The organism is Paraburkholderia sp. J67, assembly GCF_905220265.1.
Classification (GTDB): domain Bacteria; phylum Pseudomonadota; class Gammaproteobacteria; order Burkholderiales; family Burkholderiaceae; genus Paraburkholderia.
Window position 1 is genome coordinate 74833 of sequence record NZ_CAJMZK010000006.1, and the last position, 18245, is coordinate 93077.

Consider the following 18245-nt stretch of genomic DNA (forward strand, 5'->3'; position numbering starts at 1 on the left):
TCCAGCGCCCATCTGATGCGGGCTGCCGGCACACGCGGGTCTACTAAGCAGCCGCGCGCGTCACGCGTTCGATCTCGTCGAGCAGTGCCGTGCGCATCGCCTCGAACGGTGCGGGCCGATCGGTGTAAAGCTCGATCTGTCCGCAGAATTGATGAAGCAGCATGCGCGTGCCATCGACCGTCGCGCAGCCGGCTGCGGCCGCCTCGCGAATCAGGCGCGTCTCTACCGGCAGAAACGCTGCGTCCATCACGAACAGATGCGACGCCAGTTGATGTGCCGCGAGCGGACTCGCATCGGGCGCGCGAAACCCTGCCGCCGTAGCGTTCACCACGCCATCGAACGCGTGCGCATCGAAGTCCTCCAACGCACCGCCGAAGTGCAACCCGAAGGCATCGGCCAATGCCTGGCCGCGCTCGGCCGTGCGGTTGAAGACGGTCACGCTCGCGCCCGCGCGCCGCACGCCCCACGCGATCGCGCGCGCCGCGCCACCCGCGCCGAGCAGCGCGATGCGCTTGCCCGGCAAGCTGGTGACCTCTTCGAGCGCGCGTACCGCGCCAACGCAGTCGGTGTTGTAACCGGTCAGGTATCCAGAACGATTGTCGATGGTATTCACCGCGCCGATCTCGCGCGCCGTTTCGTCGAGCGCATCCAGATACGGAATGACAGCCTGCTTGTGCGGCATCGTCACGTTCATGCCGCGAATGCCGAGCGTGCGGATGGCCTGCACGGCGAGCGGCGCGTCTTCGACGCCGAAGCTCACGAACGTATAGTCGAGGCCCAGTTCGCGATAGGCGGCGTTGTGCACCTTGACGTTGAAGGTGAACGGCTGGCCCGCGAGCGAGCCGCAGAGTGCGGGTATCGAATGAGGCATGATCAAGGTAATAAGAGTCGGAATGGCTAGTAGTTAGTTATCTTTATTGTTTTTCACTGTCGGACCGGACTAGCGCGGCGTGGTGCGCAGCGACGACGGGCCGCCCTTGATCTCGATGCGCTTGCCGGAGTCGCGCAGATGCCCGCCATTGACCGCGTAGAGCGCCAGTTGATGCTCGACATTGAACTGCACGATCAGATAGCGGCTGTCCGCCGTGAACACGATGCCCTGCGCGGCCTCGCCGCCGGGCGCTTCAGAAACCTGATGCGCCACGCCGTTGCGAATCTCGAACAGCACGATCTTGCCGCGCGCATGACGACCGGGGTTATCGGGCGTGAGGTTCGAACCATCCATTGCCTGCACGCCGATCCAGCGGCCATCGGGCGAAATCGCCACGCCTTCGGGCAGCGAGGGCACCGTGAGATGCTGCACCGCGCGGAACGGCTCATGCGAGACGTCGATGAGCGTGATGGCGTCCGCATCGCCCGCGAGTTTGCCCGTGTAGTTCGGCAGACCCGCGAGGCCAACGTCGCTCACCACGGCCCATTTGCCATCGCTCGAAACGTCGATGGTGTAAGGCGCGACGCCCGACGACAAACGCACGCCGCTATCACTCACGTGGCCCTCGTTCACATTGAGCACCGCCACGCCCTGCTCGTCGCGCAGCGACACCAGCGCATGACGGCCATCGTGCGTGAAGCTCACGCCCGCGAGACGCTTTTCGCCCAGCTTGAGCCAGTCGACGATCTTTGCGCTCTTGCCGTCGATCTGCACCACTGCCACGCGGCCATCCACGCCGGTCACGAGCGCGAGACGGCCGCTGCGCTCGATCGCAATGCCTTGCGGATGCATGCCCAGATCGACACGCGTAACCGTGGGCGGCGTGGCTTGCAGATCGACGACTTGCAGGAACGTGTCCATGACGAGCTTCTTCGCGGTCTCGTCGTAGCGCGTGGGCGCGGCCACCAGCGCGAGCGCGCCGTCGGGCGTGATCGCCACGGCTTGCGGCGGCCCTTGAATGCCGTTTTCCACTTCCACGGTGGCTTTCACCTGCGGCGGGAAATGGCTCGCGTCGAGCAGCGTGAGCGTGTCTGGCGGCGGATTCGCGAGGTAGGTATCGCGCCCTTCCACGCGCTGATACTTGCCATCGTTACCGGACACGATCCAGTCGGCCGCATGCGCCGCCGTGGTCAACGTGAGCGCGAGCGTCATGCCCGCGAGCACACGCAGCGGCCGCGTTTTCAGCGTCATGTTGCGCTGGGTGGTTTGATTTGACTTCATTGCTTGATCCTTGATTGCGAGGTCGCGATGCCGCGTCACACTACGCTGGTGAGTCCGCCGTCCACGAAGAGCGTCTGCCCGTTGACGAAGTTCGACGCATCCGAGGCGAGAAACACGGCGGCGCCGCACAACTCCTCGACGCGCCCCCAGCGGCCCGCTGGCGTGCGCTTGCACAGCCACGCGCTGAACTCGGGATCGTCCACGAGCGCGCGGTTGAGGTCGGTTGCGAAATAGCCCGGCGCCAGCGCGTTGATCTGGAGACCGTGGCGCGCCCAGTCGGCGCACATGCCCTGCGTGAGCATGCGCAGCGCGCCCTTCGAAGCGGCATAGGGGGCGATGGTGGGCCGCGCGAGCGCGCTCTGTACGGAACTGATGTTGATGATCTTGCCGCGTCCGCGCCCGAGCATATGACGCGCAACGGCCTGCGAAACATGGAACACGCCGTCCAGATTCACGCGCATCAAGTCGTTCCAGTCGCTCGCGGCGAACTGGTCGAGCGGCGCGCGACGCTGGATGCCAGCGTTGTTCACGAGGATGTCGATGGGACCGAGACGGGCTTCGACGGCATCGACCGCGCGCGTGACGGCATCGGGATCGCTGACGTCGAACACGGCGATATCGGCTGCGAAGCCCTCGTCACGCAAACGCGCGGCCACGTCGGCGGCCTGGGCTTCATTGCGACCGTTGATCACGAGCGGCGCGCCGGCTCGCGCGAGGCCTGCGGCGAGCGCCAGGCCGATGCCTCGTCCCGAGCCCGTCACCAGGGCGCGGCGGCCTTGCAGGCCGAACAGGCGGAGTGTCTCGTTCGTCATTGTCGTATGCGTCGCGGGGGCGGACTACCCTCCGACCTCGCGTTGCGCAGAATTACGGTGTATTCCTCGTGAGTTGACCGTATTCTGCGCGCTTGCGCCAATAGTCTTTCGTGACCTTGTTATCATGAAACTTGATAACCGCGAGGATCATGATGGAACTGAAACACCTGCGCGCCTTCGTGGCGCTCGCGGAAGAACTGCATTTCGGCCGCGCCGCCGAGCGCCTGAACATCGTGCAGCCCGCACTGAGCATGCAGATCAAGGCACTCGAAGCCGACCTGGACGTGCGCCTGTTCGACCGCGACCGCCATCGCGTAGCACTGAGCGATACGGGCTCGGCGTTTCTGCCCGAAGCGCGCGCGACGCTTCATCAAGCCGCACGGGCGGAGCAGACGGCACGGCTTTCAGCGCGTGGCGAGATCGGTACGCTGCGCGTGGCCTTCGTGTCCTCGGTGCTGCCGCGCCTGTTGCCCGCCCTGATGCGTCGCATGCACGAACGCTACCCAATGATCGCGCTCGAACTCAAGGACATGCCCACGCCCGCACAGATTGCGGCACTGCATGAGAGCAAACTCGACTTCGGCTTGATTCGCCTGCCGGTGAGCAGTGCGGGCGTGGACATTCGCGTGGTCATGGAAGAAACGTTCGTGGTGGCCGTGCCCGAAGATCACGAACTGGCGCACAGGGCGCAGATTCGCCCCGCGGATCTGCGCGGCCACGCCGCCTTCGTGCTCGCGCGCCGCTATGCGCCTGGGCTATACGATGAGATGCTGGTGGCGTTTCGGCAGCAGCGCGTGTCGCTGGAAATCGCCGCGGAGCTGGGCGAGTACACGACCATGCTGGCGTTGATTGCTGCGGGGTTGGGTATCGGCGTGATTCCGCAGCATGCGGCGATGGCGCTGCCGCCTAAAGTCATCGCGCGGCCGCTGGATCTGCGCGATCATCGCACTGGTATTGGACTCGCGTGGCGCGATCTCGACAGTCCTGCCAAGCGTATTTTTGTTGACGTTATGCAAGCGTGCGCTGAAGAGGTGAAAGAGGCTAACTAGCAGCCTCATCTCTGTGATGCGATGGTTGGCGCTTGCGCGGCCAGCGATTTGATCGTGGTTCTTTGCGGTTTTGGCATTTTCTTGTTTTCTTGTCGGTCTATTAGCGTTGCCCCTGTGCGGGGCGGCACCTACTTTTCTTTGCCGCGGCAAAGAAAAGTAGGCAAAAGAAAGCCGCTCAAACCGCTAGTGTGACGCAGTCCACAACCAGCCGTTAAGGGAGAATGGTATAGGAGCGTCTGCCACCTCGCACCACCAAACGAAGTGACAAAGGACTCATTCATCCCGCTGCTCGCTACGCGTGCAGCGGACGGGTTTTCACGGGAAACCCCTGTACTGAAGGCATTTTCGCGAGTTCTGCCAAACCTTCGGTTTGCCGTTATGCCCCACGGGGCGCGCAGCGCCCCCGGATGTATGACGGCCTTGTCACTTTGTTTAGTGGTGCGATGTGACGGATGCTCCTATACCTTTCCCTCTAAAAGGCTGTTTGTGGACTTCGTCACACTGGCGGTTTGAGCGGCTTTCTTTTGCCTACTTTTCTTTGCCGCGGCAAAGAAAAGTAGGGGCCGCCCCGCACAGGAGCAACGCTAATAGACCGACAAGAAAACAAGGAAAGGCCAACACCAAAAAAGCCACGCCATAGTCAAGCACCAACCGCCCGCAATCGAAAAGTAGCAACAGCTTCAGCCATGACGCTAGCCTGCTGCTCGAGCGACCCAGCCGCGGCAGCGGCCTCTTCAACAAGCGCGGCATTCTGCTGCGTAACCTGATCCATCTGACTAACGGCCTGCTCGACCTGCTCGATACCAGCGGTCTGCTCCACAGTCGCGGAAGCGATCTCCTTCATGAGCCCGGAAACCTTCTCAATCGACTGAACGATTTCGGCCATCGTCTCGCCGGCCTCACTCACCCGCGCCCGCCCCCCAAGCACCTCCTTAACCGAAGCGTCGATCAGCGATTTAATCTCCCGCGCCGCCGCAGCACTGCGCTGCGCCAGCATGCGCACTTCCCCCGCCACCACAGCAAAACCCCGCCCCTGCTCCCCCGCCCGCGCAGCCTCAACCGACGCATTGAGCGCCAGAATATTAGTCTGAAACGCAATGCCATCGATGATGCCAGTGATATCGGCGATCTTGCCCGAGCTGCGCGTGATCGCCTCCATCGTCTCCACCGCCTCCTCGACCACACGGCCGCCGCGCTGCGCAACTTCAGCGGCACCCGCTGCCAGCGCGCTCGCCTGGTTCGCATGATCGGCGTTCTGGCGCACCGTAGCGGTCAGTTGCTCGGTGCTCGCCGCCGTCTGTTCGAGCGAGGCGGATTGCTGCTCGGTACGGCTCGACAGGTCGAGATTACCCGCCGCAATTTCGCGCGCCCCCGTGTTGATCGCGTCACAGCAGCCACGTACGTTGCGCACGGTCTGCGTGAGTCCGTCCTGCATGCGGCGCATGGCGTCGAGCAGTTGGCCGATCTCGTTGCGGCCGCCCGCCGCGATCGGTACTGCGAGATCGTTCGCGGCAATCTGATTGAGCGCGTCGACGGCCACGGCGAGCGGCGCGGTCACGAGGCGGCGCAGCGCCAGATGCGTGGCAACCACCAGCGCAAGCGCCCCCGCCAGGCCGACAGCCACCATCGCCATCACCCAGTCGTGCTCGCGTGCGCCCTGTGCAAGCGTCGCCCGAACGGTTGCGTCCGCATCGGTATGAAAAGCGGCGATATCGGCGTTGAGTTGTGCGCCGGCGTGCGCGATGTCGCCGAGGGCGAGCGTTGCGTACGCTGCGGTATCGCCGCGTTGAAGTGCATCGGCGGCGCTTTGCAGGGTGGCCGCAAGCGATGCCTGCGTGTCGATCACGGCCGTATTGCGCGATCGAGCGGCATTCGCGTTGCTGGCTGCCCGCAGTGCCTCGCCTTCATGCGTTGCCTGCGTGATGAGCGCGCGCGCCTCGCCAAGCGCACTGTCGCGTGCCGAGGTATCGCTCTGTTCCTTCAGCGCCGCATAGGCTCGCGCGAGCGCCGCCTCGGCCTGCGCCGCGTGTCGGCCCAATGCATCCGCCAGCACCGAAGCGCGTGCAGCTTCATGAACGCGGCGCGCCGCGTCGTCGGCCCGGCCGATCATCAGCACGCCGACGGCCGCGCCCACCACCAGCATCGCCGCGAACGTGCACAGCACCGCCAGCAGGCCGCTTCGAATCGTCAAATTGCGCATCGTCTCTCCGTTCTCAGCGCGGTGCGGCGGCGCTGTCGCCGAGCCGGTTCAACAGCACGTTGCTCTGTTCAAGCAGCGTAGCGCGGTAGTCGCCGGGCAGCGCCGCATGGCCGGTCTCGTCGGCCACGTCGAGCGCGTCGCCAATCAGCGCGCGAAACGCTTCGATCGTGCACTCGATCTGCGTCGTCGTCAGTTGCGGCAACACCGCTTCGGCGAACTTGCTCATTACGACCACGCTCGCGCCGAAACGCGAAATGGCCTTGCCGTGCGAGCTGACGAGCGCCGTCATCGAGCGCAGCAGCATCTCATCGTGAGTGGTCACGTCACTCTCCAGATCAACAGGATTGCAAAATGATTAGGTATTCAAACGAACAGGCCGTGGACTTCGAGGTCCGCCACGAAGGCAGGTAGCGCACGCGGCATCGTCGCGGCGGGTCCCGGCCGTGCGAGCAGGAAGCCCTGCGCACGATCGCAGCCGATTTCGCGCAGAAGTCGCCATTGCTGCGCTGTCTCCACGCCCTCCGCCACGACCGACACGTCCAGCGACTTCGCCATCGCCACGATCGCGCGCACGATGGAGCCATTGCCGCTGGCCGCGTCGCCGATCTGTGCGAGAAAGGAGCGATCGACCTTGAGTGTGTCCACCGGCAGCTTCTGCAAATAGCGGAACGATGAATAGCCCGTGCCGAAGTCGTCGATGGCGAGGCTGATGCCGCGCGCGGCCAGTTCCTGCAAGAGCGCCTCGATGCCGCCGTTGGTAGACGTCATCGCCATGCTCTCGACCAGTTCGAGTTGCAACCGGTTCGCCGGCAAACCGGTTTCGCCGAGGATGTTCGCCAGTTGCGGCAGGAAGCCGTCATGGAGGCACTGGCGCGCCGAGAGATTCACGCAGATGCGACCGAATTCGAACCCTTCGTCGAGCCAGGCGCGCGCCTGGCGGCACGCTTCGCGCAGCACCCACGCGCCAATCGGCACGATCAATGCGGACTCCTCCGCAATCGGAATGAACTGGTCGGGCGACACGAGCCCGCGTTGCGGATGCTGCCAGCGCACGAGTGCCTCGACGTTCGAGAAGCGGCCCGTCTTGACGTCGAACTCGGGCTGATAGTGCAGCAGCAATTCGTTCGCATGGATCGCGTGGTGCAGCTCCGTTTCGAGCTGGATGCGCTCCATCGCGCAACTGGTCATCGGCGCGGCGAAGAACTGGAAGTTGTTCTTGCCCGCGTCCTTGGCTTCGTACATCGCGCGGTCGGCCTGCATCAGCAGTTGCTTCGCGCTCTGCCCATCGTCGGGGAACATGCTGATGCCGATGCTCGGCGTGACGAAAAGCGTCTGCTCGGCGGCACGGATCGGTGCGGCCACGGTGGTCAACAACATCTCGGCGATGCGGCCCACGTGGCGGATATCGTCGATGTCTTCGATCAGCAGCGTGAACTCGTCGCCGCCCAGCCGCGCGACGGTATCGGTCTCGCGCACCGAGTCGCGCAGGCGTCGCGCGATCACGGTGAGCGCCTCGTCGCCCACGCCGTGACCCATCGTATCGTTGATGAGCTTGAAGCGGTCGAGGTCGAGAAACATCACCGCCACGCGCTTGCCCGAGCGCCGCGCGCGCGCCAGCGCCAGCGCGATGCGCTCGGTAAACAGCGTGCGGTTGGCGAGGCCCGTGAGTGCGTCGTGGGTGGCGAGGTAACTCAGGCGCTCTTCGGTTTCGCGGCGTTGCGTGATGTCCGCGAAGATCGCCGCGTAATGCGTGCAACGGCCGTGCGCGTCGCGGATGCTGGAAATCGTGAGGTATTCGAGGAAGATCGTGCCGTCCTTGCGGCGATTCCAGATCTCGCCCTTCCAATGGCCCGTCGTTTCGATGCTTTGCCAGAGCGACGCGTAAAAGGCCGCGCCCTGGCGGCCCGAGCTCAGCAGACGCGCGTTGCGGCCGACCGCTTCGCGCTCGGTATAGCCGGTGAGGCGGGTGAAGGCCGGATTGATGCGCTCGATCGTGCCCGCCAGATCGGTAATCATCACGCCGTCGAGCGTCGACTCCACCACCTGATCCGCCAGCCGCAGGCTCGCGCGCGACGCGAGCAGCGCGTCGTCGCGCTCGCGCAGTGCGTCCTGCAATTCGCGTACGTACTCGTGCTCCAGGTCGCGCAGGATATCCGCTAGACCTAGCAGGCCAGTCAGTTCGCCCGCATCGTCCACTACGCCGACGTGGCGCATGCGATGTTCGAGCAGATACTGGCGCGCGGAATACAGGCTGCGCGTGTGCGCGAGCGAGCGCAACGGGCGGCTGGCATAGCGGCCAACCTCAACGCTCGTCTGCGTGTCCTGTCGTTCCAGCGCGCCTTGTGCGACCGCTCGCACCACGTCGCGCTCGGTCAGGATGCCGAGCCCGCCGTCGGGATCGCGCACGACGATCGCGCTCAGGCGGTGCGCGCGCATCTGCGCCATCGCTTCCTCAAAGGTTGTGTGCGCATCGATGCAATGCGGGCGCGGCGGCTTCGCGCAGGCAAGCGTGCGCAGGCGCAGAAAGCACTCGGGGCCCTGGCTCATGACGAGATCGGTCTGCGTGACGAGGCCGAGCGGCTCCCCCGCCGCATCGACGGCGAGGCAATGGCGGATGCCTTCGCGCGCGAACAGCGCCGCGGCCTCGCGTGCGCTGGTGTGGGCCGGCAACGCGCGCACCGGCCGGCTCATCGCGGTGGCGATCGGCTGGGTGGCGGCGCTCGCTTGAGTGGCGTGTGTACCCAGCGCCAGCGCGTCGCGCTCGGTCCAGATGCCAATCGGCCGCCCCGCGTCGACGACGACGATCGCGCTGTAGCGATGCTCGGCCATCAGGCGTGCGGCTTCGCGGATCGTCACGTCGGGACCGCAGGCAAGCAGTGGCCCGGATAGAAGGCGCCCGATTTCGACGTCCAGCGTGTGGTGTTGCATGTCGCGCCCCGTACCGCTTGTGTTTGTCTTTTTGAGATGCGCTGAACTTAGCAGGCGGGGGGCTTTGATTAGATGATCTAGATCAAGGTTGTGGGAGATGGATGATGAGATGGATGCGCCGGCCCCGAAAGCGCGTGAGCGTTTCGGGGCCGGCTGAGGGTTACGCGATGCGATGAGCCCTGTGGGGTTGGCGTTAGTGCTTGTGCGATCCCGAGCCCGGCGTGGAGGTGGTGCCGCCACTGCTGCCGCCCAATCCGCCCGTAAGCCCGCCGAGCAGGTTCGTCAATGGCGAGAGCGGCGAGGACGTGCTGCTGCCCGCGTTGCCACCGCTGCCGCCACTACTCCCGCCACCGCTGCCGCCCGTCGCGCCGCCGAGCGCGCCCGTCAGTGTGCCGACAAGGTTCGTCAGCGGCGCTGCCGGACTGGACGTCGTCGACGACGACGACGAGCCGCCGCCCTTGTTGCCGTGCGAGGACGAGCCGCCCGATGCGCCACCCGTTGCGCCACCCAACGCACCGGTCAGGCTGCTGAGCGGGTTGGTCGACGACGAACCGGCATTGCTGCCGCCTTGCGAGCCACCGCTGCTCACCGGCAGCACGGACGCGCCGCCGAGCAAAGCCGTCACCGGCGCGAGCAGGCCGCCCGAGCTGTGGCCGCCTGAACCGCCTGAGCCGCCCGATGTTGCGCCGTGCGATCCCGCAGACGAGCCGTTGGCGACACCATTGCCGTTGCCACTGCCGCTGTTATTGCCGATCGTGATGGGCACGATCGGCACGCTCACGGCGCCGACGTTGACGATGAGGTTCGCGATCGGGCTCAACAGACCGCTGCTGCTCTGGTTGCCATTGCCGGAGCCGCCAACGCCCGTGTTGTTGCCCGGGTTACCGCCGGAATTGCCGCCGCCATGGCCGCCTGAGCCAGGGTTGCCGCCGGCGCCGCCGCCCAAACCTCCGTGGCCGCCTGAGCCGCCCGAACCACCACTTCCACCCGAGCCGCCGCTGCCGCCCGAGCCGCCGCTACCGCCCGAGCCGCCGCTACCGCCCGAGCCGCCATGACCGCCATCGCCAGAGCCACCGCCCCAACCGCCGTGACCGCCATCGCCCGAGCCGCCTGAACCACCTGTGCCACCGGAGCCCCCGCTGCCACCCGAGCTGCCCGAACCACCGCTACCGCCCGAGCCGCCATGACCACCATCGCCAGAGCCACCGCCCCAACCGCCGTGGCCGCCATCGCCCGAGCCACCTGAACCACCGGAGCCGCCGCTGCCGCCCGATCCACCGGTGCCACCATTGCCACCCGAGCCGCCACTGCCGCCCGAGCCTCCATGACCACCGTCGCCGGAGCCACCGCCCCAACCGCCGTGACCACCATCGCCCGAGCCGCCTGAACCACCTGTGCCACCGGAGCCCCCGCTGCCGCCCGAGCCGCCGCTGCCTCCAGAACCACCCGAGCCGCCATGACCGCCATCGCCGGAGCCTCCTGAACCACCAGAACCACCGGTGCCGCCACTACCACCCGAACCACCATGACCACCATCGCCAGAGCCACCGCCCCAACCACCGTGGCCGCCATCGCCCGAGCCTCCTGATCCGCCACTCCCACTCCCGCCGCCATCGCCCGAACCACCGTAGCCTCCGCTGCCACCGGAACCACCCGATCCGCCACCGCTCCACCCGCCTTGCCCACCTTCGCCCGATCCACTGGATCCGCTGGAGCCGCCGCCATAACCACCGCCACCATAACCACCGCCACCATAACCGCCGCTGCCCGAGCCCGAGCCGCCGCCATATCCCCATCCGTTCGAACTGCCAGGCAATGAACCTTCGGACCAGCCGAAGCCTGGCCAGGAGCCGCCCGCGACCGGCCAGCCGCCGCCTTGAACCTGCGAACCCGTGGGTGGGGTGGACGTAACGTCTCCAGCCTGCGCGGTAGCCGCAAGCGACCACCACAGGAGTGCGCTCGCCGATGCAACAAGAGTGTGTTTGAAGGGAGCCATGATTAGTCCTTTCGCGATGAAATCGCGACCTGATTGGTCAAAGGTGTAATCAGTGCCCCCGGGAAACCGCTGATCGATCTTGCTCTATGTCTATACGGTTGCTGGATATCCGATGCCGCGCGATCGCGCGTCGCCTTGGTTTATTTGCCGAGCGGGACGGGGTAGCGCCGTGCTCGTATGTGGCTGGATCGGCGGTCCAGATTTGCAAGTTCCAGGCCAATAAAAAAAGCGCGAATCGACATTCGATCCGCGCTTGCGACTGCAAAAGAAAGGTGTGAAAGAAAGCGCTCGGTGCCTTGATGGCTATGGCGACTCACATCGTGTGCGAATCAACGCAGCGTCGCATCGCTCAAGCGTGTTACGCAACACGCGTTACGTTTTCGGCCTCGATAGAACGTAACCCCGGAACGTAACCCCCGAACCGCAATCGCACGATTACGTTCTGTATGCTTCGGGATCCGAAGATAATTCAGACAAAATCACGGCTTCGATTCAACGGCAAATCCAGGCTCGAACAGTTTCATAACGTCTCTATCGAGCGCGCGAAAACAAGCCTGCGGCGCTCAGACGCTCGCGCCGCTCTGCGCCCGCGCACCACGCACGAATATCTGGCGCACGACGGCCGGGCCATTGACGATCAGCAGCCCCATCAGCACGAGCGCGGAACCGGCAAGAAACGCCGCATCGACATGTTCGTGCAGCAACACCACGCCCAGCGCAACGCCGAACAGCGGCGTCATGAACGACAGCACGCCCAGACGCGCCGCATAGTAGCGCCGCAACAGCCAGAACCAGACCAGATAGCTCGCGAACGTGACCACGACCGTCTGGAAGCCCAGGCTCGCCAGCGCGAACGGCGTGGCGTGGAAGGCGGTTTGTCCCGTCATGAAGGCGAACGGCAACAGCACTACGAACGCGCAGGCAAGCTGGCAAAACAGCGTTTGCGTGGCGGGCGCTTCGCTCAGCCGGGTCGTCCGCACCGCCACCGTCGTCATGCCCCAGGCCGCGCCGCCGCACAGGCCCATGAAGTCGCCGAGCAGCCAGTCCGGGCCCGCCACGGTGCCGCCGCCCACGAGCACCGGGCCGAGAAACGCAATCGCGATGCCCGCAAACGCCAGGCCGATGCCGCCCCACTGCACGCGGCCGAGGCGTTCGTCAGGCAACTTCAGATGCAGGCCGATGGCGGCGAACATGGGCGCCGTGTAGAGCAACACGGCGATGTGCGAGGCATTGGTCCTGCGCAGCCCCTCGGCGACGAAGAGAAATTCCAGTGCGAACAACGCGCCCACCACCAGCCCCGAGCGCAGCGCGATGCCCGGCAGCCAGCGCTCACGCAGCACGATGCGATTGAGCAGCCAGACCAGCGCCGCCGCGCCACCCGAGCGCAGCGCGACTTGCAGCATCGGCGTGATATCGCCCGCCACAGCCTTGATCGCGACCTGCTGCGTGCCCCAGATCAGGCACAGCGTCACCATGATGGCGACGGCCGCGCCGTCTACATGCTTTCTCATTGCGTCTCTCACCGACATTATTTTCTGATCGGCGTAGTATGGGTGCGGCGGAATCAAGTCATATAGCGCAAAACTGACAACCGATAGCGAAAGACCGCCAGCCATGCAACCGATGCGGTGCACGACTGGCGGTCCGATGCCGCGATGGCCGAATCAGATCAGCCCAGATCAGATCAAAAGTCGATCTTCGCGTTCAGGCTGACCGTGCGCGGGTCGCCCGGCGCGATATAGCTGTCGTACTGGAACATCCAGTAGCGGCGGTTCGTGAGATTGTCGATGGCCGCGCGCAGCGTGACGTCGTGGCCGCCGATGCGCGTCATGTAGTTCGCGCCCAGGTTCACGAGCATGTAGCCGCCCGTCTCCAGGTCGCCCGCCGGACGCACGGCGGTGTTGCCGGTGTATTTGGCGTCGGCGCCCAGTTGCAGGCCCGGCACGAACGGCACGTCGTAGGTCACGCGCGCGGCGGCCGTGAACTGCGGCGCACCCGCCACGCGCTTGCCGTTGTAGGCCTGCCCCTTCGCGTACCACGTGTCGAGCAGCATGACGTCGCCCGCCACCTGCCAGCTGCGGCCCAGACGCACGCTGCCGCCCGCCTCGATACCCTCGTAGATCGAGTCGCCGTCCTGCACCAGCACGTTCTGGTCGTTCGCATAGGACGCGCCGCGCTCGATGCGGAACAGCGCCGCGTTCGCGCTCCAGCGCGCGTGTTCGCTCTTGATGCCCACTTCATACTGGCGCGAGCGCAGCGGGTTCAGCACCGAGCCGCCGTTCGCATAGATGTCCGACACGATCTGGCCTGCCTCCAGCGCCTCCACATAGCTCGCGTAGACCGTCGTGCCGGGGTCGAGCTTGTACATCAGCGCGAAGGTCGGCGTGACGCTGCCGTTCTTGCCGTAGGCGGCCGTGGTCGCACCGGATTCGGCGAAGCTTTCCTGGTCGTAGTTGGTGTAGCGCAGGCCCGCGAGCACGGACCAGCGGCTCGTCAGTTGCACCGTGTCGCTCAGGAACAGCGCCTTCTGGTTGATCTCGCTCGCGCGGTATTTCTGCAGGCCGCTGCCCGAGTAGTAGGTGTACGGATTCTGCTCGTAGAGATTGCCGGTGCCGAGCGTTTTGCTGACCATGCCGGTCGCGGTTTCGTAGTCGTTGGTCTGATGCTGGACCGCCGCGCCGAACACGAGTTGATGCGTGAGCGGCCCGGTCTTGACCTTGCCCTCGAAGGTGCCCTGCCAGTAGATGTCCTGATGGCCTTCGTCGCCGTTCCAGCGGCTGTCCGTGTAGTCGCCCGCCTGGTTGGCCAGCGTGAGCGTGCTCTCGTTGCGGTCGCGCGCCGACTTGCTATAGCTCGCCGATGTATTGAAGGTCCAGTCCGGCGCGATCTGGTATTTCACGCCCGCCGTGTAGAGCTGGAGACTGGTGTTCAGATGCTGGTCGTTGTTGCCGAGCAGGTTGCTGCCGCCGCTGATCGTCGCGGGCAGGCTCGTGCCCACGTAGCTGGACGGAATGTAGATCGACGGCGTCTGGCCGCTCGATCGGCTCGTCTGATAGATCGCGTTGAAATAGACGTCGAGGTCGCGCGTGAGCTGACCGTCGAGCGCGAGCGCCACCGAATTGCGGTTGATATCGCCCGCGTTATAGGTCTTGCCTTCTTCGTGCGTGTAGTTGATGCGCGCGCCGAACATGCCGTCCGGGCCGAAGCGCCGGCTCAGATCGGCATGCTGGCTCAGCACGCCGTCCATGCGATAGCCGAAGTCGAAGCTCGTGACGGGATCGTTGCCCGGCTTCTTTGTCACGTAATTGACCACGCCGCCCGGCTGGGCGAAGCCGTACATGAAGCCGCCGAGGCCCTTGAGCAGTTCCACGCGCTCCAGATTCTCGTAAGGCATGGTGATGCCGTACGAAATGAACGGATTGCCGTCGATGCGAAAACCGTTCTGCCAGTCGATCGGCAGACCGCGGATCGTGATGTAGGTCGCCCAGGCGCTGTAGGCGTTGCTGTTGTCGGTGACCGAGGCGTCGCCCGCGAACACATCGCCGAGCTTGTTGGCCTGCCGATTGGCCAGATCCTCGCCCGTGACCACGGTGGTCGAGAACGGCGTGTCGAGTTGCGAACGCGTGCCGAGCGCGCCGTTCGACACGGGCGTCTTCAGATGCAGCGGCGTCTCGTCGACGCTCGTCGCGCTGACCTTGACGGCCGGCAGCGACTGTTCCGCACCGCTCGTCGAAACCGCCGCCCCACTCGCGGGCGCGGCCGTGGCGGCGGATTGGGCAAAAGCCGGCTGTGCGGCGGCAGCAAAAGCGAGCCAGGCGGCAATCTGCAAGGGACGAGCGAGTGAGCGCTCCGTGCGGCGTGTGTCTTGTTGATTATTCATGTCGGCCAGGAGATCGGAGCGCTGCTTACGACTTGCTGCCCCGCAATAACAATGAGAAGTATTCGCATTACATACGGGGCCGAATGTTAGCAAAGGGAAAGGGCTTTTGAAAGCTGACCGAAGCCGAACGGCCAATACGTTGTCAGGGTGTTGTACGGATGAGACGCGCTGCGATGGACCGGCCGCGGCGCGCGGCCTGCACGCGCCAGCGAGGTCAGGCGCAGTCAGACACGGCCATACACAGCGCACGGCTTTCGGGCGACAATCGCCGTCCTTTCAACCGTCCAACGCGTCCGTTCCGCTGCCATGAAGCCCCTTCTGCCCGCCCGTTCCCTGTCGCTCTCCCTGGCCCTGGCCGCCTGCTGCACGCTCACCTACGCTGCCCCGGCCGTGCAGGGCGCACGCGTGATTCCGGTGAACAACGGCATCAACACGCTCAAGTTGCAGGGGCAGCATGCGATGGCGGTGCGGGCGTGGCGCGAGAACTTCAACGCTCACGGTTTCGACGTGGTGACGATGTACGTACAGGATGGCGGCGCCAAACCCGGCGCGTGGAACATCGTGCCGGTGTTCGATCACGACGCGGTCAAGCCCGAGCATCTGGAGATCGTCGCGAGCGGCGGCGCCGACTGCATGCTGCGCGACTTCCGCCTCGTGAGTGCGGCGGACGGCAAATCCACGTCGCTCGTCACGGCCACGCGCGACATGGGCGATAGCTACGCCGATGCGGCCAAGGTCCGTTTCGACTACTACGTCCTGACCGAAAACGACGAGGGCAGCGCGGGGCATCCGCGTATGTATTTCGAGTGGAAGAGTTCGCGCACTGCGAGCCGCCCGTATTGCGACGTCAACGACGCCTTCAGGGACGAACTCCATCTGGGACCGACGAGTGGCCAGGGTGGCGCGGGCGGGGAGTGATTTCGGAAATTTTTTCGCCTTTGCGGCGATTTTTGAGACGCACGGTCAATTGTCAGAAGTAAAAACGGCTATCGTTGCGTGCGCCCAGCAATCAGAGATGTTGGGCGGAAAGACGGGGGATGCTCCAGCGCGTGCGCTCAGCCACGCTCAGGCCCACCGGGTGCAGTACGCCGCGCGGTCTCACAGGGGAGCCGTCGCAGCGCGCGCCTGGCGGACGCCCGCCCCCTCTGCGTCAGGACAGCGGTTGCGCATCACGACAATACCGCCGAGGGCCATGACCGGCAGCGGCTCGCTTCGACGAGTCAGACTGACCGGCGCATGCGCACCCGTTGTCCTGCGCAGGGGCGGGCAGCGTTGAGCAGGCGTGGCGAGATCGCACGCGCAGGAGCATTCCCCGCATTTCGTTTCAAGCGCGCTATGAAGCGCCGTAGATTGCCCAAGCGCCCGAAACTTCAGACACCCGCCTCCCGACACCAGCCGCCGCGCTTGCGTCCACTGCTTGCAGGTTGTGCTTCCCCGGCCTCGCGCCACCACCGCTCGCCGCGCTGCGGCTCGGCCAGATCGAGCCGCTCGCCCATGCGCGGCGTCGCCAGCGCCACGCCGCGCGCCGCGGCCAGCCCCATCACCCGTTCGAACGGCTCCTGCCAGCGGTGCAACGCCAGATCGAAGGTGCCGTTGTGGATCGGCACGAGCCAGCGGCCACGCACATCGCAATGCGCCTGCACCGTTTCTTCGGGCTGCATGTGGACGTAAGGCCACTGCGGGTCATAGGCGCCCGTCTCCATCAGCGTCACATCGAATGGCCCCAGCCGCTCGCCAATGGCACGGAAATGCTCCGAATAACCTGTATCGCCGCTAAAGAAGATGCGCAGATCGTCGTCGGCGATGGCCCACGACGCCCACAGCGTGCGGTTGCTGTCGAACAGGCTGCGCCCCGAGAAGTGCTGCGCAGGCGCCGCCGTGAAGGTGACGCCGTCGATCTGCGCGCTCTGCCACCAGTCGAGCTGGCGCACTTTCTTCGCGTCGATACCCCACTCGATCAGGCGGTCGCCCACGCCGAGCGGCGTGAGAAACACGCCTGTCGTCGCGGCGAGCGCGAGCACGGTCTCGCGATCGAGGTGGTCGTAGTGATCGTGCGAGAGGATCACGCCGCGCAGCGGCGGCAGGTCCGCCAGCGCGATGGGCGGCGCGTGAAAGCGCTTCGGCCCGAGACGCTTGAACGGCGAGGCGCGCTCGCCGAACACCGGGTCCGTGATCCAGAACTCGCCGCGCAATTTGAGCAGCAGCGTGGAATGGCCAAGGCGATAGAGACTGCGGGCGGGTGCGGCGTCGAGGTCGGCGCGGCTGAGCGCCTCGATGGGCAGCGCGGTCGTCGGCACGGTGTCGCGTGGCTTGCGGAACAACACGTTCCAGATGATGCCGAGACTTTTCAGCAGCCCTTCCTGCGGGCGCGGCTGGACGTTGCGAAAGCGCTCGCCATCGTGCTGCGGCGAGCCGCCCGACAACGCGCGCGAGCGTTGCGCGGCGGCGAAGCCGAGCGTGCGGCCAAGAAAATCAGGGATCGATGCCATGAGCGCCTTCCGACAAAAAGTAGACTATGCAGTGTAATTTATTTCGCGGGAAAGTAAACTGCCCGGTGTAAATCTAGCCCGAATTCGATACTTGCGCGCATCTCGAAAAGCGGCGTACGCGGCATGGTTAAAATAGCCCGGCCCGGCCCGGCCGCACGGCCGGGTTTGCGCATCGACTTCCTGGATTTCGACGACACCCGCCAACATGCGACCCATGCCAGGCCTTGAACGAACACGACTGACCCGATTCATCGATGCCGTCTGGCGCGTGGTCCTGCGCGTCGGATTCCGGCTCGCACGCGCGTGGTGGCAGGTGCGGCAACCGCGCCACGAGGGTGCGCTGGTCGCCATCTACGTTGGGCAGGCACTGCTGCTCGTGAAGTCGTCGTACCGGGCGGAATGGAATTTTCCCGGCGGCAGTATCCATCCCGGCGAGACGCCCGCTGCTGCGGCAAAGCGCGAGCTGGAGGAGGAGATCGGCCTCTCGGCGCAGCGACTGATCCCCGCGGGCAGCGCCAGTGGAATCTGGGACGGGCGACAAGACCAGGTGCACTTCTTTGAACTGCATCTGGAGTCCATGCCGCCGTTGCGGCTGGATCATCGTGAGATCGTGGACGCGCAGATGGCATCGCCCGAGCAATTGCCGGGCTTCGCGCTCACCGGCCCGGTTGCAGAGTGGCTCAATCGCCCCCGCAGCGGCCGTTGAAAACGACAAAGGGAGCCTAAGCTCCCCTTGTCG

13 protein-coding genes are annotated in these 18245 nt (G+C 65.4%); 3 read left to right on the forward strand and 10 right to left on the reverse strand.

Annotated elements, in window-relative coordinates; translation table 11 throughout:
* Nucleotides 1-43 precede the first annotated feature (43 nt).
* The 3 genes from aroE to U5782_RS13845 all read right to left on the reverse strand — a co-directional run bounded on the left by aroE (nt 44) and on the right by U5782_RS13845 (nt 2964).
* A complete protein-coding gene (gene aroE, locus U5782_RS13835; RefSeq protein WP_322044395.1) occupies nt 44-871 on the reverse strand; it encodes a shikimate dehydrogenase in 828 nt (275 codons plus the stop codon).
* 69 nt (nt 872-940) lie between these two features.
* The gene (locus U5782_RS13840; protein ID WP_322044666.1) at nt 941-2122 is read right to left on the reverse strand and encodes a YncE family protein; all 1182 of its coding nucleotides are present in this window, start codon (nt 2120-2122) and stop codon (nt 941-943) included.
* A 65-nt stretch (nt 2123-2187) separates the two neighbouring features.
* Nucleotides 2188-2964: a glucose 1-dehydrogenase gene (locus tag U5782_RS13845; RefSeq protein ID WP_322044396.1), complete on the reverse strand. Its 777-nt coding sequence runs from the start codon at nt 2962-2964 to the stop codon at nt 2188-2190.
* Between the two features lie 152 nt (nt 2965-3116).
* Here U5782_RS13845 and U5782_RS13850 point away from each other — a divergent pair, with 152 nt between their 5' ends.
* Complete coding sequence (locus U5782_RS13850) at nt 3117-4013, forward strand: LysR family transcriptional regulator (RefSeq protein ID WP_322044667.1); 897 nt, start codon at nt 3117-3119, stop codon at nt 4011-4013.
* 640 nt (nt 4014-4653) lie between these two features.
* Here U5782_RS13850 and U5782_RS13855 read toward each other — a convergent pair.
* The 6 genes from U5782_RS13855 to U5782_RS13880 form a co-directional block, all read right to left on the reverse strand.
* A complete protein-coding gene (locus U5782_RS13855) occupies nt 4654-6213 on the reverse strand; it encodes a methyl-accepting chemotaxis protein (protein ID WP_322044397.1) in 1560 nt (519 codons plus the stop codon).
* Between the two features lie 13 nt (nt 6214-6226).
* Nucleotides 6227-6535: a hypothetical protein gene (locus tag U5782_RS13860; protein WP_322044398.1), complete on the reverse strand. Its 309-nt coding sequence runs from the start codon at nt 6533-6535 to the stop codon at nt 6227-6229.
* A gap of 41 nt (nt 6536-6576) precedes the next feature.
* Nucleotides 6577-9141, reverse strand: coding sequence for an EAL domain-containing protein (locus tag U5782_RS13865; RefSeq protein ID WP_322044399.1), 2565 nt, complete (start codon nt 9139-9141; stop codon nt 6577-6579).
* A 193-nt stretch (nt 9142-9334) separates the two neighbouring features.
* Entirely contained in the window at nt 9335-11137 is a 1803-nt protein-coding gene (locus tag U5782_RS13870) for a hypothetical protein (RefSeq protein ID WP_322044400.1), read from the reverse strand.
* A gap of 563 nt (nt 11138-11700) precedes the next feature.
* The gene (locus tag U5782_RS13875; RefSeq protein ID WP_322044401.1) at nt 11701-12648 is read right to left on the reverse strand and encodes a DMT family transporter; all 948 of its coding nucleotides are present in this window, start codon (nt 12646-12648) and stop codon (nt 11701-11703) included.
* Nucleotides 12649-12821: 173 nt separating this feature from the next.
* The gene (locus U5782_RS13880) at nt 12822-15017 is read right to left on the reverse strand and encodes a TonB-dependent receptor (protein ID WP_322044402.1); all 2196 of its coding nucleotides are present in this window, start codon (nt 15015-15017) and stop codon (nt 12822-12824) included.
* Between the two features lie 306 nt (nt 15018-15323).
* Here U5782_RS13880 and U5782_RS13885 point away from each other — a divergent pair, with 306 nt between their 5' ends.
* A complete protein-coding gene (locus U5782_RS13885; protein ID WP_322044403.1) occupies nt 15324-15935 on the forward strand; it encodes a carbapenem self-resistance protein CarG family protein in 612 nt (203 codons plus the stop codon).
* Nucleotides 15936-16387: 452 nt separating this feature from the next.
* Here the strand turns inward: U5782_RS13885 and U5782_RS13890 are convergent, their stop codons facing one another.
* Nucleotides 16388-17506, reverse strand: coding sequence for an MBL fold metallo-hydrolase (locus tag U5782_RS13890; protein ID WP_322044404.1), 1119 nt, complete (start codon nt 17504-17506; stop codon nt 16388-16390).
* 214 nt (nt 17507-17720) lie between these two features.
* Here U5782_RS13890 and U5782_RS13895 point away from each other — a divergent pair, with 214 nt between their 5' ends.
* Nucleotides 17721-18212: an NUDIX hydrolase gene (locus U5782_RS13895; RefSeq protein WP_322044405.1), complete on the forward strand. Its 492-nt coding sequence runs from the start codon at nt 17721-17723 to the stop codon at nt 18210-18212.
* The last annotated feature ends 33 nt before the right edge of the window (nt 18213-18245 follow it).

What these genes read in the sequence shown, in the direction of transcription:
- U5782_RS13865 (WP_322044399.1), bottom strand. Translation starts at nt 9,141, where the DNA reads ATGCAACACCACACGCTGGACGTCGAAATCGGGCGCCTTCTATCCGGG.
- U5782_RS13890 (WP_322044404.1), bottom strand. Translation starts at nt 17,506, where the DNA reads ATGGCATCGATCCCTGATTTTCTTGGCCGCACGCTCGGCTTCGCCGCC.
- U5782_RS13880 (WP_322044402.1), bottom strand. Translation starts at nt 15,017, where the DNA reads ATGAATAATCAACAAGACACACGCCGCACGGAGCGCTCACTCGCTCGT.
- U5782_RS13840 (WP_322044666.1), bottom strand. Translation starts at nt 2,122, where the DNA reads ATGACGCTGAAAACGCGGCCGCTGCGTGTGCTCGCGGGCATGACGCTC.
- aroE (WP_322044395.1), bottom strand. Translation starts at nt 871, where the DNA reads ATGCCTCATTCGATACCCGCACTCTGCGGCTCGCTCGCGGGCCAGCCG.
- U5782_RS13885 (WP_322044403.1), top strand. Translation starts at nt 15,324, where the DNA reads ATGAAGCCCCTTCTGCCCGCCCGTTCCCTGTCGCTCTCCCTGGCCCTG.
- U5782_RS13875 (WP_322044401.1), bottom strand. Translation starts at nt 12,648, where the DNA reads ATGAGAAAGCATGTAGACGGCGCGGCCGTCGCCATCATGGTGACGCTG.
- U5782_RS13850 (WP_322044667.1), top strand. Translation starts at nt 3,117, where the DNA reads ATGGAACTGAAACACCTGCGCGCCTTCGTGGCGCTCGCGGAAGAACTG.
- U5782_RS13855 (WP_322044397.1), bottom strand. Translation starts at nt 6,213, where the DNA reads ATGCGCAATTTGACGATTCGAAGCGGCCTGCTGGCGGTGCTGTGCACG.
- U5782_RS13845 (WP_322044396.1), bottom strand. Translation starts at nt 2,964, where the DNA reads ATGACGAACGAGACACTCCGCCTGTTCGGCCTGCAAGGCCGCCGCGCC.
- U5782_RS13870 (WP_322044400.1), bottom strand. Translation starts at nt 11,137, where the DNA reads ATGGCTCCCTTCAAACACACTCTTGTTGCATCGGCGAGCGCACTCCTG.
- U5782_RS13895 (WP_322044405.1), top strand. Translation starts at nt 17,721, where the DNA reads ATGCCAGGCCTTGAACGAACACGACTGACCCGATTCATCGATGCCGTC.